14 protein-coding genes are annotated in these 13,380 nt (G+C 59.8%); 3 read left to right on the top strand and 11 right to left on the bottom strand.

Going from position 1 to position 13,380, the window contains the following annotated elements:
- Positions 1-241: 241 nt before the first annotated feature.
- On the top strand, positions 242-469 hold the full coding sequence (locus tag H9L06_RS06770) for a VOC family protein (RefSeq protein ID WP_223165178.1): 228 nt from the start codon (positions 242-244) through the stop codon (positions 467-469).
- 191 nt (positions 470-660) lie between these two features.
- On the opposite strand, the gene H9L06_RS06775 is transcribed toward H9L06_RS06770, so the two are convergent.
- A complete protein-coding gene (locus tag H9L06_RS06775) occupies positions 661-2,316 on the bottom strand; it encodes an ABC-F family ATP-binding cassette domain-containing protein (RefSeq protein WP_187554493.1) in 1,656 nt (551 codons plus the stop codon).
- Positions 2,317-3,134: 818 nt separating this feature from the next.
- On the opposite strand from H9L06_RS06775, the gene H9L06_RS06780 reads away from it, so the two are divergent.
- Positions 3,135-4,115 (top strand): DNA-processing protein DprA, encoded by a 981-nt coding sequence (locus tag H9L06_RS06780; protein ID WP_187554494.1) that lies wholly within the window; start codon positions 3,135-3,137, stop codon positions 4,113-4,115.
- A gap of 3 nt (positions 4,116-4,118) precedes the next feature.
- Here the strand turns inward: H9L06_RS06780 and H9L06_RS06785 are convergent, their stop codons facing one another.
- From H9L06_RS06785 to nrdH, 6 genes are all read right to left on the bottom strand, one after another.
- On the bottom strand, positions 4,119-4,325 hold the full coding sequence (locus tag H9L06_RS06785) for a helix-turn-helix domain-containing protein (protein WP_187554495.1): 207 nt from the start codon (positions 4,323-4,325) through the stop codon (positions 4,119-4,121).
- 58 nt (positions 4,326-4,383) lie between these two features.
- Positions 4,384-5,655: a tyrosine-type recombinase/integrase gene (locus H9L06_RS06790; protein ID WP_187554496.1), complete on the bottom strand. Its 1,272-nt coding sequence runs from the start codon at positions 5,653-5,655 to the stop codon at positions 4,384-4,386.
- Between the two features lie 363 nt (positions 5,656-6,018).
- The gene (gene nrdF, locus H9L06_RS06795; RefSeq protein WP_187554497.1) at positions 6,019-6,987 is read right to left on the bottom strand and encodes a class 1b ribonucleoside-diphosphate reductase subunit beta; all 969 of its coding nucleotides are present in this window, start codon (positions 6,985-6,987) and stop codon (positions 6,019-6,021) included.
- Positions 6,988-7,025: 38 nt separating this feature from the next.
- Positions 7,026-9,167, bottom strand: a complete 2,142-nt coding sequence (nrdE, locus tag H9L06_RS06800; RefSeq protein WP_187556402.1) for a class 1b ribonucleoside-diphosphate reductase subunit alpha — start codon at positions 9,165-9,167, stop codon at positions 7,026-7,028.
- Complete coding sequence (gene nrdI / locus H9L06_RS06805; protein ID WP_223165179.1) at positions 9,167-9,568, bottom strand: class Ib ribonucleoside-diphosphate reductase assembly flavoprotein NrdI; 402 nt, start codon at positions 9,566-9,568, stop codon at positions 9,167-9,169. The genes nrdE and nrdI overlap by 1 nt, the downstream gene beginning before the upstream one ends.
- Positions 9,569-9,590: 22 nt before the next feature.
- Positions 9,591-9,824: a glutaredoxin-like protein NrdH gene (gene nrdH, locus H9L06_RS06810; protein ID WP_187554499.1), complete on the bottom strand. Its 234-nt coding sequence runs from the start codon at positions 9,822-9,824 to the stop codon at positions 9,591-9,593.
- Positions 9,825-10,186: 362 nt separating this feature from the next.
- Here nrdH and H9L06_RS06815 point away from each other — a divergent pair, with 362 nt between their 5' ends.
- The gene (locus H9L06_RS06815) at positions 10,187-10,420 is read left to right on the top strand and encodes a helix-turn-helix domain-containing protein (RefSeq protein WP_187554500.1); all 234 of its coding nucleotides are present in this window, start codon (positions 10,187-10,189) and stop codon (positions 10,418-10,420) included.
- A gap of 58 nt (positions 10,421-10,478) precedes the next feature.
- On the opposite strand, the gene H9L06_RS06820 is transcribed toward H9L06_RS06815, so the two are convergent.
- The 4 genes from H9L06_RS06820 to H9L06_RS06835 form a co-directional block, all read right to left on the bottom strand.
- On the bottom strand, positions 10,479-11,174 hold the full coding sequence (locus H9L06_RS06820) for a hypothetical protein (protein WP_187554501.1): 696 nt from the start codon (positions 11,172-11,174) through the stop codon (positions 10,479-10,481).
- Positions 11,175-11,226: 52 nt separating this feature from the next.
- Positions 11,227-11,580 (bottom strand): hypothetical protein, encoded by a 354-nt coding sequence (locus tag H9L06_RS06825; protein ID WP_187554502.1) that lies wholly within the window; start codon positions 11,578-11,580, stop codon positions 11,227-11,229.
- A gap of 70 nt (positions 11,581-11,650) precedes the next feature.
- Positions 11,651-12,109 carry a 23S rRNA (pseudouridine(1915)-N(3))-methyltransferase RlmH gene (locus tag H9L06_RS06830; RefSeq protein WP_187554503.1) on the bottom strand — a complete coding sequence of 153 codons (459 nt, stop codon included), beginning with the start codon at positions 12,107-12,109 and terminating at the stop codon, positions 11,651-11,653.
- A 2-nt stretch (positions 12,110-12,111) separates the two neighbouring features.
- A complete protein-coding gene (locus H9L06_RS06835; RefSeq protein WP_187556403.1) occupies positions 12,112-13,329 on the bottom strand; it encodes a pyridoxal phosphate-dependent aminotransferase in 1,218 nt (405 codons plus the stop codon).
- Positions 13,330-13,380: the final 51 nt, after the last annotated feature.

Genomic DNA, 13,380 nt, shown 5'->3' on the forward strand with positions numbered 1-13,380 from the left:
AGCCAAGTTGCCCCGTACGCAGCAAGGAAACCCCAACCGTGCCTGGTCGCCTCTCCCAGTGCGTGGGTATATTCAGGTATCGTCAATAATCCTCCGCAGGTCGTCGTAGTACCAGTCTGGCAGACGGTCCGTCCGGACCGACATCGACAGCGTTCACATCTTCAGCTTTTCGGCCGGGTCACGTCAGGCTGGCTGAGCAATCAGTCGATCACAATGACCCACGAATGCGAGAATGAGTCCCATGAGAGTGGAACGTGTCGTGCCGAACCTCGTGGTCACGGACCTATCAGGTGCGGTCGCCGAGCATCAGGATGCGCTGGGATTTTCTGTGTTGATGGATCACGGTTGGATCGTGACACTCGGCGATGACAAGGGCCACCAGCTCAGCCTCATGACAGCAGATGCCTCAGCGCCGGTCGCTCCCACCGTGTCTGTCTTCGTCGATGACGTGGCCGAGGCATTCTTGTAACATCGTGCGTTTCTGGGCTGACGATCCTCGGAGTTTGCTCGAGGAAGTCAGGGAACATATCGGGTAGATTTCGCTGTTCGTCAGCGCCTCGAAGAACCGATGCATGATTGCGAATCACCTCCCAGGCGCGGCAACTCCCAAAACCCCACGGTATTGTGCACCCAGAGGGAGATGACTGCTGGCTGGTTACCTCATACCAGCGCGGATCTTTCGGCGATCGTGCTGAGATGACAATGAGGCCATTCAGCGACATCTCGTAGAAGTTGCCGGTCGTGAGTCGACAGTACGACGGCCGCTTGGGTAGCCCCGAGTGCCTCGGTGAGTTCGTCGACGAGCGCGATAGAGAGGTGGTTGGTGGGTTCGTCCAACAGCAGCACGTGCGGGCGTGTCGCGAGCATGAGCGCCAGATCGAGGCGTCGTTGTTGACCCATCGACAGCTCACCCACCCGTTTGCCCGCCTCGCGCGATCGCAGCAGACCAAGCCCCGACAGGCCGACCGCCTCAGATGATTGCAGGTTTCCTTGAGCGACGAGTTCGTCGATGTGCCGGGCATACACTTCGTTCGCACGCCGATCAGGCGGCAACACCGACTCCTGGCGCAGAAAGCCCAAGCGCGTGCCACGGGATGTTCGCACTGTTCCCGTGTTTGGCAACAGTTCGCCCGCCGCGATGCTTAAGAGCGTCGACTTCCCTGCCCCGTTCGGGCCAGTCACTACAAGCCTGCTGCGGTGCGAGAGTTCAAACGACACCGGCTGCGTTAACCGCTCGGCAAGGCTCACGTTGTCGACGTTCAGCAGCACTGCGCCCTTTCGTGTGGGCAGGTCTGGAAACTGGAACAGCTGCGGTGGTTCAGGCACCGTCACCGCGTGGGCTCTCAGTGCCTCCTGTCGTCGGTGCACGCTCTGCACCAGCCCGCCCGCACGTGTGGCGCGGCCGTGTTTGGGCGAGCCCTTCTCCGGTCGCCACCCGGACACGAGCCGATTCTGCGCAGCGCTGAGACTGTCCTGCAGTCGCGCTTGCTCCTGCTGCTGGCGCTCGTACTCCTGCTCCCACCGTTCCCGGTCAGCCAGGCGCCCTTCTCGGTACCCCGCATACCCGTTGCCGTAGATACGGGGGCGATCATCGGGCGTCGGATCGAGGTCAACAACCGTCTCCGCAATGTCAGAGAGCAGCGCGCGATCGTGGCTAACGATGACGACACCACCCTTGCGCGCGCGGAGTTGCGCGGTCAGGAATTCAAGCCCGCTGCGGTCGAGGTGATTCGTGGGCTCGTCCAGCAGCAGGAAATCATCCTCTGCCCCCAGCAGGCAGGCCAAGCGCACTCGATACCGTTGCCCTACCGAGAGATCGGCGAGCAATCGTGTCATGTCGGTTTCTGCGTCGAGTGCTTCGAGCGCGATCTGTACGCGGCGCTCGGCATCCCACGCGTTGAGTGCGTCAGCACCTTCCAATGCTGCGGCGTACTGCTCTGCGGCCTCGCTGCTCCCATCTGCGAGAGCGGCAGCGGCGGCGTCGAGTGCGGCCAGCGCTGCGAGCGGTTCAGCGATGGCCTCGGCGACGGCCTGCCCAACGGTGCGGTTGTCGGTGGAGTTCATTTCTTGTTCAGCGAGCCCAAGTGCGCCGATGCGCTGGATCGTGCCGCTGTCAGGAGGCAGCGTGCCAGCGAGCGCATGGAGAAGCGTGGTCTTTCCACGCCCGTTCTCGCCAACGATCGCCACACGAGACGAGGGAGTGACGACGAGATCGACATGGTTGAGCACCGGTGTTACGCCTCGCATGACGGAGAGGTCGGAGGCGGTGAGCTGCGCGCGATGGCGCGCCGGATGACGGTTGGTAGGGGTAAGCATTCAAATCCTTCAGAACAACGCACCACGGCAAGCCGAACAGCCAACGGGTACGCAAATGACGGCGACCCTCCATGGGGTCAGAACAAGCGGCCGCCGCAAGCTCGGAGTTACTCAACGAGCGCGGTAGGCCTGCTCAGCCATCACAAGAAGTACAAATGCATACCGTCAATTCTACCCCACACTCACACCGCACCAACGAATCGGGTGCCGACTGTGGCTTCGGAGGCTTGATCGGTCTGACTCGGTCGCACTATCGGCGCCGCTCTCGCGATCTGTAGGAATCAACTCAGGGCCAGCTCAGACACCTTCTCACCGTCACGCCGTTCATCGGGTTGCTTTGCACGCACGCGACACAAGATGATCAGGCTAATGGGTCCAAACATGATGAATTTCATCGCATTCCACAGGCTGAGAAGGACAAGGAAATTCAGCCATGCTGGTCCGCCACCAGCGGCCGAAGATGAGCACCAAAGCGCGAGGCCGAGGTATGGCAGGGCGAGGAGCATGGCAGGCACTCCCCACTTCAAGCCACGCCGACTCCGGACTCACCGGAGCACGATGTTGCTCGGTGCGTAGCGCTGCAGGAGCGAATAGATAAAGTTCGTAATCGCCAAGATTGGACGAATCATGATGGGCCTCTCGTCACACGTCGTTCTCCGCCGAGGAAGCAGCGTGTGATCGAACGCCCAGAAGGGCCGCCCCGGAGGGCCCGCAGAATTGAGAACCTGCTTCAGCCTCCAGGGTACGCCGACATTCCGATTGGCGAAAGGGCAGCTCGCGCGTACCTCCTGAGCGATACACAGCCAAGGAGGCTTTCTATGCCAACGCTCACAGCCCTCGCCAAGGACGAAAGAACAGCTCGCCAGCTGTTGGCCGTGATCGGTTCACCGGGCGACATCTCGACCGGTGCACTTCTCTCCCAAGTCGGCGCGGTTGAGGCAGTCGCTCTCATCGAGCGCGACATCGCTGTCCCAGGAATGGATGCGGTCGAATCGGCTGTCTGGCGAGATCGTATGCGTCCCCGAGCGGGTGTGGATCATCTTGCCGCACAGACGCTCAGCAGCGAGGACTACCGGGTACTGATCCCGAGCGATCCAGATTGGCCGACCGGGATAGCCGACCTCGGTGATCGTGCCCCGTATGCGCTGTGGGCGCGCGGACGTACGGATCTGCTCGGCAACACACTCTCACGACTCGTCACCGTCACTGGTGCAAGAGCAGCCACAGCGTATGGCACGCACATCACCGAGGACCTCGCCGGTGAGCTGGCCCGAACCGGTAAGACGCTGGTCGCTGGCGCGGCTTACGGAATAGAAGGATCCGTACACCGTGCGGCGCTCGCCGAAGGGGGCAACACCATCGCAGTGCTCGCTTCCGGGATCGACCGCCCCTACCCCGCGGGGCACAGCGAACTGGTGGCCTCGGTCGCACGCGCTGGTCTGGTGCTTTCTGAGGCGCCGCCCAGCGTCGCACCAACCCGGCAGCGATTTCTGGATCGTTCTCGTATCCTCGCAGCACTATCCGGAGCCACGGTCGTTGTTGAGGCAGGGTTTCGGTCCGGTGCGCTTCATACTGCTCATGAGGCCAACGCACTCGACCGAATCGTTGGTGCACTGCCCGGCCCCATCACGAGCGCTGCCAGCTCCGGCACGAATCATCTGTTGCAAGACGGCGGTGCTGAAGTCATTGTCCGCGCGTCGGACGTGGTGCGCGCCCTGGACACCGAAGACGCTCCCAGTCGGAACTCGGTCCGTCCAGGAGCGTATCGATCACAATCTCCAACGAGCCGTGCGTTGTAGCGGCTACTTCACTGTGGGAATCTCCACGACCAAAGCCTTTCGCACTTCATCCAGATCGACGCGGATGAGCCGACCGACACGGTACCCGTGCACGGTTCCATCAGAGATCCGGCGTCGAAGGGTCTTGACCGAGACACCCAGGCTCTCTGCTGCCACTGTCAGTGAAACCAGCACAGAGTTCTGGAGTTCCTGCGACTGCCGAGCGATCATCGTGAGGCCCTCCTGTGAGCTGACTACCTTTGCTTCACAGGTGTCCAGCGCTGTCCGGTTACGACGTCTCGCCCTCGCTTGGTGCCCCGGAGATCGTCCCGGTGACACGAACACTCATGCGATCCGCCAACTCCCGATCTCGACTCATCGTGGCGTGCTGGTATCGGAGCACGATATGGATGTCAGCGTGGCCGCCGCGTCGCATCAGCTCCGCGAGAGTTGCTCCCTCCTGCGCGAAGAGCGTCAAGCCCGTGTGCCGGAGGTCATGGAACCGGAAGCGATGCGGCAGGTTTGGAACGCGCTCACGTGCGTCAGCCCAGATGTACCCCCAGCGAGTGTTCGAAAGCGGCACGCTGCCCCGCGGGCTCGATGGGATCACGGGAGCTTTGGCCTCCGCAGCGACGTACTCGTTGAGGTGTTCCTTCAAACGACGAATCATGAGTTTCGGAACGCTCAACGAACGCTTGCCCGCCTCACTTTTCAGCTCGGTGTAGTCGCCGGTGTTGGCGTTGAGCTGGCGGCGCACGTGCAGTGTTGCGCTGCCATCGTCATGCCATTCGATATCTCGGCGCTGTACGCCCAGGCACTCGCCCCGTCGGAGCTGGCACCACGCAGCAAGCTGCACCATGATCGCCCACTGGTTCGGCACTGCCTCATACAGCGCTTCGACCTGTATCGGCGTGATGACGTCTTCGCTTTCGTCGTGGTCGGCGTCGTATCGAACGGACTCCTGGCGTGGGATCGAAACGTTCGGTGCGGCAGGAATGATGCCCTCGCGAGCGGCTTGGCGCAGGATCATCATGAGCACGATCAGCACCGGTCTTGTGATGCCGTTGAACTTCGACTTCGGATTCAGCGGTGCCGGTATCTGGTCGAGTCGATCTGTCATCTCACGAATACGATCGGCGTCAATCTCTTTCAAAGGAGTATCGCCAAACTCCGGGACGAGATACCCCGTCACTTTGCCCGCGTAGGAGCGAACCGTTCCAACGGCGCGCATCTTGCCGCTGCGGTTCGGTTCGGTCCTGATCATCTGCAACCAGCGCTTCGAGTACTCCTCGAAGCCCATGGAACGTGCTTTCTCCTGCTCCGTATCAGCGCGGTGTCGTGCCGCCACGACCGCAGGAGGCTCCCACTGCCCGAGCGAAATCTTCGTATGCACCGCCGCAAGCCATCGGCGGGCGTCCGTCTTGGTGAGAAACGTGAGCGACTTATCGTCTTCGGTTCTCGCCGTGTAGGTCTCGCCATCTGGGCCCGGGTACCGAGCCTGCCAACGCCCGGAGGGCAACTTCCGTAGGCTCCCCCACGATTCCCTCTTCGTCGCACTCATGATGCCCTCCCGTGTACTCGGATGGACGCGAATGGACGCTCGTGCCACTCCGTGCCACTCACTCCGTACACCGGCGAGTATCCGCAGGATTCCGCGGATCTCACGGGGTTAGCAGCGCTTCCTATGGCACGAAGTGGCACGCACCCGGCACCTTGCCGAGCCCAAATTTCGGTGGGTACGCTCCCTCGCTTCCGCGGGGAAGGTGCACGCGTGCCATCCGCGTGCCACTCCGAATGGGCATTCCTGGTCATTTCTGTCCTCCTCTGTCATCGAACAGAGAGCACGAAAAAGGCCCGAACCCGCGAGATTTCGCGGATCCGGGCCTTTGACCAGGCTTTTCAGCCGGGGCGCTTCAAGAAACTCTTAGAAGTCCCAATCCTCGTCTTCGGTGGCCTCTGCCTTGCCGATAACGTAAGAAGAACCGGAGCCCGAGAAGAAGTCGTGGTTCTCGTCTGCGTTCGGCGACAGCGCCGAGAGGATGGCCGGGTTCACGTCGGTCATCTCCTTCGGGAACATCGGCTCGTAACCCAAGTTCATGAGCGCCTTGTTCGCGTTGTAGTGCAAGAACTTCTTCACGTCTTCGGTGAGGCCCACCGGATCATACAGATCCTGCGTGTACTTCACCTCGTTCTCGTAGAGATCGTAGAGCAGTGCGAACGTGTAGTCCTTGAGCTCCTGGCGGCGCTCTTCGGTCTCGTTCTCGAGCGCTACTTGGTACTTGTAGCCGATGTAGTAGCCGTGCACTGCCTCGTCGCGGATAATGAGGCGGATCAGGTCTGCTGTGTTGGTGAGCTTCGCCTTCGACGACCAATAGATCGGCAGATAAAAGCCCGAGTAGAAGAGGAACGACTCGAGAAGGGTTGAAGCGACCTTGCGCTTGAGCGGATCGTCGCCCTCGTAGTAGTCGACAATGATCTGCGCCTTCTTCTGCAAGTTCTCATTCTCGGTCGACCAGCGGAACGCCTCATCGATCTCCTGCGTCGAACACAGCGTCGAGAAGATCGATGAATAGCTCTTCGCGTGCACTGACTCCATGAACGCAATGTTCGTGTACACAGCCTCTTCATGCGGGGTCACCGCATCTGGGATGAGTGAAACTGCACCGACAGTGCCCTGAATTGTGTCAAGCAGGGTGAGGCCGGTGAACACCCGCATGGTGAGTAGCTTCTCGGCCTCGTTCAGCGTCTCCCACGACTGCACGTCGTTTGAGAGCGGCACCTTCTCTGGCAGCCAGAAGTTGTTCACCAGACGGTTCCAGACTTCGAGATCCTTGTCGTCCTCGATACGGTTCCAGTTAATCGCCCGAACCGCGTGCCCCAACTTGTAGTTCATTGAACTCTTTCTTCTCCGAAATTTCCCTGATCAGCGCATTACAACATGCAGCTGACGCACTGATCAAGCTCAGTGCCCTCGAGTGCAACCTGACGCAAACGGATGTAGTAAATCGTCTTGATGCCCTTGCGCCATGCGTAAATCTGCGCCTTGTTGATGTCACGGGTTGTCGCGGTGTCCTTGAAGAACAGCGTGAGCGAGAGACCCTGATCCACGTGCTGTGTGGCAGCAGCGTAGGTGTCGATGATCTTCTCTGGGCCGATCTCGTAGGCATCTTCGTAATACTCGAGGTTGTCGTTCGTCATGAACGGCGCCGGGTAGTAAACGCGACCCAGCTTGCCTTCCTTGCGAATCTCAACCTTCGAAGCGATCGGGTGAATCGACGATGTCGAGTTGTTGATGTACGAGATTGAGCCTGTCGGCGGAACTGCCTGAAGATTCTGGTTGTAAATACCGTGCTCCATGACACTCGCCTTGAGCTCACGCCAGTCGGCCTGCGTCGGAATCTCGACGTTCGACTTCGCAAACAACTCGCGTACACGCTCGGTCGCTGGCTCCCACACCTGGTCAGTGTATTTGTCGAAGAACTCACCCGAGGCGTACTTCGAATCAGCGAAGCCCTCGAAGGTGGTCTTACGCTCAATCGCGATCTTGTTCGATGCCTTCAGCGCGTGGAACAGAATTGTGTAGAAGTAGATGTTCGTGAAGTCGATGCCCTCTTCCGAACCGTAGTGCACGTGCTCGCGAGCGAGGTACCCGTGCAGGTTCATCTGGCCGAGGCCAATCGCGTGCGAGCGATCGTTGCCGTCTTCAATCGAGCGCACCGAAGAGATGTGGCTCATGTCGCTCACCGCAGTAAGTGAGCGGATCGCAAGTTCTACTGCTTCACTGAAGTTTTCGCCATCCATCATCATGGCGATGTTCATCGAACCAAGGTTGCACGAGATGTCCTTGCCGATTTCCTTGTAGCTGAGGTCTTCGTTGTAGGTGGTTGGGGTGTTCACCTGAAGGATCTCAGAGCAGAGGTTCGACATATTGATGCGGCCCTTGATTGGGTTCGCCTTGTTCACGGTGTCTTCGAACACAATGTATGGGTAGCCCGACTCGAACTGCAGTTCGGCAACGGTCTGGAAGAACTGGCGCGCACTGATCTTCGACTTCGAGATGCGCGAATCATCGACCATCTCGTAGTACTTCTCGGTCACCGAAATGTCGCCGAATGGCACCCCGTACACACGCTCTACGTCGTATGGCGAGAAGAGGTACATGTCTTCGTTCTTCTTCGCGAGTTCGAACGTGATGTCGGGCACGACGACACCGAGCGACAGGGTTTTGATGCGGATCTTCTCGTCTGCGTTCTCACGCTTCGTGTCGAGGAACCGCATGATGTCGGGGTGGTGTGCGTTGAGGTACACCGCGCCGGCGCCCTGGCGAGCACCAAGCTGGTTTGCGTAGCTGAAGCTGTCTTCGAGCAGCTTCATCACGGGAATGATGCCCGACGACTGGTTCTCAATCTTCTTGATCGGCGCACCCTGCTCGCGAATGTTCGAGAGCGAGAGCGCGACTCCACCGCCGCGCTTTGAGAGCTGCAGCGATGAGTTGATGCCGCGCGAGATCGACTCCATGTTGTCTTCGATGCGCAACAGGAAGCAGGAGACAAGCTCGCCGCGTTGCGCCTTACCGAGGTTCAAGAATGTCGGGGTTGCGGGCTGGAAACGACCCGAGATCATCTCGCGCATGTAGCCGCGAGCGAGCTCTTCGTCGCCCTGAGCGAGGCCCAGCGCGACCATCACGACGCGGTCTTCGAAACGCTCGAGGTACCGCTTGCCGTCAAACGTCTTGAGTGCGTACGAGGTGAAGAACTTGAACGCACCGAGGAACGCAGGGAACCGGAACTTCAGAGCGAACGCCTCATCACGAAGCTTTTCGATGAACTGCATCGAGTACTGGTCAACGAGCGCTTTCTCGTAGTACTCGTTGTCGATGAGGTAGCGCATGCGCTCTTCAAAGTTATGGAAGAACACCATGTTCTGGTTGACGTGCTGCAGGAAGTACTGGCGAGCAGCCTCGCGATCCTTGTCGAACTGGATCTTGCCGTCTGCGTCGTACAGGTTGAGCATCGCGTTCAGCGAGTGGTAGTCCATCTCGCTGATCTTCGACGACTCGAGTCCTGGTTCCATCACTGCTGTTTCCAAAACTTTTCCAATCCTTCTTGGACGGCGATAACGTCGTCCGGTGTACCAAAGAGTTCGAACCTATAGAGAAACGGCACTTGGCACTTGCGGGCGATTATGGTGCCCGCAAGGCCGTATGCCTCACCAAAGTTCGTATTGCCTGCTGCCATGACGCCCCGCAAGAATGACCGGTTCTGCTCGTCATTGAGAAACTTGATCACTTGCTTGGGGACTGCTCGTGTGTCGGGACCGCCCCCGTAGGTCGGTATCAACAGCACATATGGCTCCGAGACCTTAAGCGGCTCGTCGTGTGCGTAGAGCGGGATTCGTTTCGCCGGAATGCCGAGCTTCTCGACAAAGCGGTGCGTGTTCCCCGAAACGCTGGAGAAATACACCAGATCGGCCACGGCGACCGAACCTCCCTCCGAGTTAGGCCAGGCGGCCCGCGAGTCCTGCAATCTTGTCTGGGCGGAAGCCTGACCAGTGCTCATCGTCAGTCACCACCACTGGTGCCTGTAGATAGCCAAGTTCTTTCACCGTCTGCAGCGCCAGCTCGTCTTCCGAGAGGTCGTGAACTTCGTACTCGATGCCTTGGCTATCGAGAGCTCGGTAAGTTGCGGTGCACTGAACGCAAGACGGTTTGGTGTAGACCGTTACTGCCATGATTTGTACCCTTCTCTCATAAGTCTTCGCCTCGACCGAGGCACAACATCTAGTGAACCACATCGAGGCCGACCACAACATGGTGTAGTTACAACGTTGTAGTTTTCCACCAGCTTTCCACCGCCAAACACGCCCGCTTGGGGACAACTTTTGGCTCAGATCCGCCCTAAACCGCAAGTTATCCACAGGTTGAGGAAACAAAAAGTTTTTTCGTTACACAGGCGGCCCCGGCGTGTCGCAAAACCCCTCTTCCCTACATAGAGTTCAACACCAAAAGTGCCCGATTTATGCCTGAATTCAGGTTCTCCACAGCCCCAAAATCTGACCTGGATTCGACGCCAATAGTGGTGGATCATGCCCGTATGACGTATTACATCGAACGCACTCCAGCTCTCATGACCGGCGCCCGCATTCGTGAGCTTCGCGACCGAACCGGTACGAGCCGCAAACGCCTCGCATTGAGTTCAGACACCAACATCACACACCTCGCACGCATCGAGCGCGGAACCGCGAATCCAAGCCTCGGCACCCTGGCCCGCATAGCCGATGCGCTCGACACGAGCGTCGCCGACCTCGTGCGAGACGTGCGGAGCTAATTTCTATCGTTCCCTAAAGTCGAAGCTGCGTGAGCTATACCCCTTGCTCACCCGGAGCTCAAGCGTGCGACTCCCCCTTTGTCCACACTGGAGGGGGAAACCTCGAGGATGCGGGATCAGGGTCACCAAGTACCTCGCGAAGATAATGCACCAGGTTCTCATAAGCCTCGCTCTCTGACTTCGCTTTGACGCCTGGAGGCTTCGCACCAGCACCGAGCGTGAACTTGGTGCTCACCTTGCCATCTTCACTGAGCTTCGAGTAAGGGCTCTGCGTCACCCGTTCCGGTCTCGTGAGAAATCCACGCTCGTTCGGCTCAGCATCCGCAGACTCGACGAAGTAGTGCTTCACGAGCCATTCCTTGCCATCCATGCCATCGAACCAGTCGACCGCGGCTCGGCGCACCTCAGCGAGCGAATACTGCGCCGAAAAGTCGATGTTCATGGCCGATCTGTGCAGGCGCGCACCGAGCATGAAAGACCCGATGTCCCACTGCTTGCTATTGCCAGGCTTGCCGACCTTGCGGCTGATGGCGCTGCGCAGCTTCTTCTCCGCCGCCTCCTCATCTTCAAGTTCTTCAACCGTGACCCGGTGATACACGCGAGGGCCACCCTCAAAAAACTCGATCTTCTCATCGAGGCCAGCCGCGGTAATCGCCTGTTGAAGCTCGGCGGCGCCCGAGACTTCGTCGACCCATATTCGATACGCGAGTTCGGGCAGAATCTTAAGCAGCGTGTCGAAGTCGTATGTCGCCATGTGCTCCACGCTACTCGGAAATTATTCGCCAGCACCAGACCAATGTGCCGAACTACTCGAGCGGGATCGGCCATAGCAGCTCCGTTCCATCGGGCTGAAACCAACGCATCACGAGCATCGCATCGTGTGCCTCGGCAGCTTCATCGGCCAATGAGCCTCGCACCGCTACGCGAATGCGTTCACCCGGGTGCAGTGTGCTTGGCAGAGATAAGCCGAGCATGCCTGCACCAGCAAGCGCAAACCGCACCTGATGCGCTGATTCGACTCCGCGATGCTCGATCTCAATAATGCCGAGCGACCGCCTCACCACACGCCAAGGCACCGCCACCGGTGCAGGGTCGAGCGAACGTACCGGTGATTGGGCTCTGGCGGGGAGTGCTCGCGCACTCAGGCGAAATGGTGACATGTCGGAAGGCTAAACCACACCTCGGACATTGAGAGTTGGAGCAGCCGCCTCTCCCCTTACCGCCGCATTGTCACACGTGGTGATACGGCCGACCGGCCGCGATCTCCTGAGCCCGATACAGTTGTTCAGCCACAATGAGACGCACCAACTGGTGCGGAAACACCAGCTTCGAAAGACTCCACACAAGGTCTGCGCGCGCCCGCACACGATCGTCGACGCCATAGGCGCCCCCGATGATGAGCACGACCTGACGCCCGATATCGAACGCTCCCTGAAGCCGACCAGAAAGCCCGGGCGAATCAAGATTCACCCCGCGCTCATCGAGCAGCACAAGAAAGGCGTCGCGATCCACACGATCGAGCAGACGATCTGACTCTTCGGTGCGCGCGGCATCGCCCTCTCGCGCCGAGTGCGGCAGCAGCTGCCACGACACATCGAATGGCTTGCGCAGTCGGCGCTCATACCGGTCAATGCCGTTGGTCACCCAGGCCTCGTGCTTCTTGCCGATTGCGAGCACCCGCACAGACACGGTTACGCCACCCGAATCTCGTCGAGGTACCCGGCGATTCTCTCGATCGCTTCGCTCAGCACCGGCACCTCGGGCAGCGTAACGAAACGCAGGTGATCAGGGGTCGGGAGGTTGAATCCGCGCCCGTTGGTGACCAGCACTCGGGTCGCCCGCAAGAGTTCAATCACGAATTGCTGGTCGTCGGCGATGGGATACATCTCAGGGTCGAGCCGTGGGAACAGGTACATTGCGCCCCCTGGCAGCTCGCACGTCACACCGGGAATATCGGTGAGCAGTGAGTGGGCCGCGATCCGCTGCTCAAAGAGCCTGCCACCCGGCGCACACAGCGAGTCAATCGACGACTCAACCTCGAGGGCTACGGGTATCGCGTGCTGCGCAGGCACATTGGCGCACATGCGCATGTTCGCGAGTAAGGTGAGCCCCTCGAGAAAGTCGCTTGCGCGCGCTCGATCACCAGAGGTCACGAGCCATCCCGAGCGGTACCCGGCGACGCGGTGTGACTTAGATAGGCCCCCAAATGTGAGGCACAGCGTATCTGTGACGTGGAGGGCGGCGTGCTCGTGCGTCGCGCCGCCGTAAAGAATTCGGTCGTAGATCTCGTCGGCCATGAGCACGAGCCCATGCCGCTCGGCAAGCGCGGCGAATCCGCGAACCAGTTCGGGCGAATATACGGCCCCGGTCGGGTTATTCGGATTGATGAGCACAATGCCCTTGGTGTGCGGAGTGATGAGCGTCTCGATAACGTCGAGATCAGGCATCCACCCGTTCGCCTCGTCGCACGGGTAGTGCACCGCCGCGGCCCCCTGCAGCGTCACCTGCGCCGTCCACAGCGGGTAGTCGGGTGCGGGCACGAGAATCTCGTCACCCGGGCTAATCAGCGCCTGCAGCACCAGTGAGATGAGCTCGCTCACCCCGTTGCCGAGGTACACGTCATCGGGGCCAATTCCCGTGACGCCGATCTCTGTGTAGTGCTTCGCGACAGCCTCACGCGAGCGCAGCACGCCACGCGAGTCGCTGTATCCCTGCGCGGTTGCGAGCGCGTCACTCATCGCTTCGGCGAGCTCGGGAGGTGCCTCAAACCCAAACGGCGCGGGGTTGCCGATGTTCAGCTTGAGAATCTCGTGGCCCTCGCGTTCGAGCCGCTGCGCCTCCTCAAGAATGGGGCCGCGCACGTCGTAGCGCACGCCAACGAGCCTGTTCGACTGGGTGATCGGTCGCATTCGTAAGCTCACGGGCCGATTTTACTCCCATTATTGGGCCGTTCTTGCACG

Origin of the sequence: Leucobacter denitrificans, assembly GCF_014396385.1 — a bacterium.
GTDB classification, from domain to species: Bacteria; Actinomycetota; Actinomycetes; order Actinomycetales; family Microbacteriaceae; genus Leucobacter; species Leucobacter denitrificans.

Excerpts from the sequence above, each read along its gene's own strand:
- H9L06_RS06835 (WP_187556403.1), bottom strand. The coding sequence starts at position 13,329 with ATGCGACCGATCACCCAGTCGAACAGGCTCGTTGGCGTGCGCTACGAC.
- H9L06_RS06770 (WP_223165178.1), top strand. The coding sequence starts at position 242 with ATGAGAGTGGAACGTGTCGTGCCGAACCTCGTGGTCACGGACCTATCA.
- H9L06_RS06785 (WP_187554495.1), bottom strand. The coding sequence starts at position 4,325 with ATGATCGCTCGGCAGTCGCAGGAACTCCAGAACTCTGTGCTGGTTTCA.
- H9L06_RS06820 (WP_187554501.1), bottom strand. The coding sequence starts at position 11,174 with ATGGCGACATACGACTTCGACACGCTGCTTAAGATTCTGCCCGAACTC.
- nrdH (WP_187554499.1), bottom strand. The coding sequence starts at position 9,824 with ATGGCAGTAACGGTCTACACCAAACCGTCTTGCGTTCAGTGCACCGCA.
- H9L06_RS06815 (WP_187554500.1), top strand. The coding sequence starts at position 10,187 with ATGACGTATTACATCGAACGCACTCCAGCTCTCATGACCGGCGCCCGC.
- H9L06_RS06775 (WP_187554493.1), bottom strand. The coding sequence starts at position 2,316 with ATGCTTACCCCTACCAACCGTCATCCGGCGCGCCATCGCGCGCAGCTC.
- nrdF (WP_187554497.1), bottom strand. The coding sequence starts at position 6,987 with ATGAACTACAAGTTGGGGCACGCGGTTCGGGCGATTAACTGGAACCGT.
- H9L06_RS06825 (WP_187554502.1), bottom strand. The coding sequence starts at position 11,580 with ATGTCACCATTTCGCCTGAGTGCGCGAGCACTCCCCGCCAGAGCCCAA.
- H9L06_RS06780 (WP_187554494.1), top strand. The coding sequence starts at position 3,135 with ATGCCAACGCTCACAGCCCTCGCCAAGGACGAAAGAACAGCTCGCCAG.
- nrdE (WP_187556402.1), bottom strand. The coding sequence starts at position 9,167 with ATGGAACCAGGACTCGAGTCGTCGAAGATCAGCGAGATGGACTACCAC.
- H9L06_RS06790 (WP_187554496.1), bottom strand. The coding sequence starts at position 5,655 with ATGAGTGCGACGAAGAGGGAATCGTGGGGGAGCCTACGGAAGTTGCCC.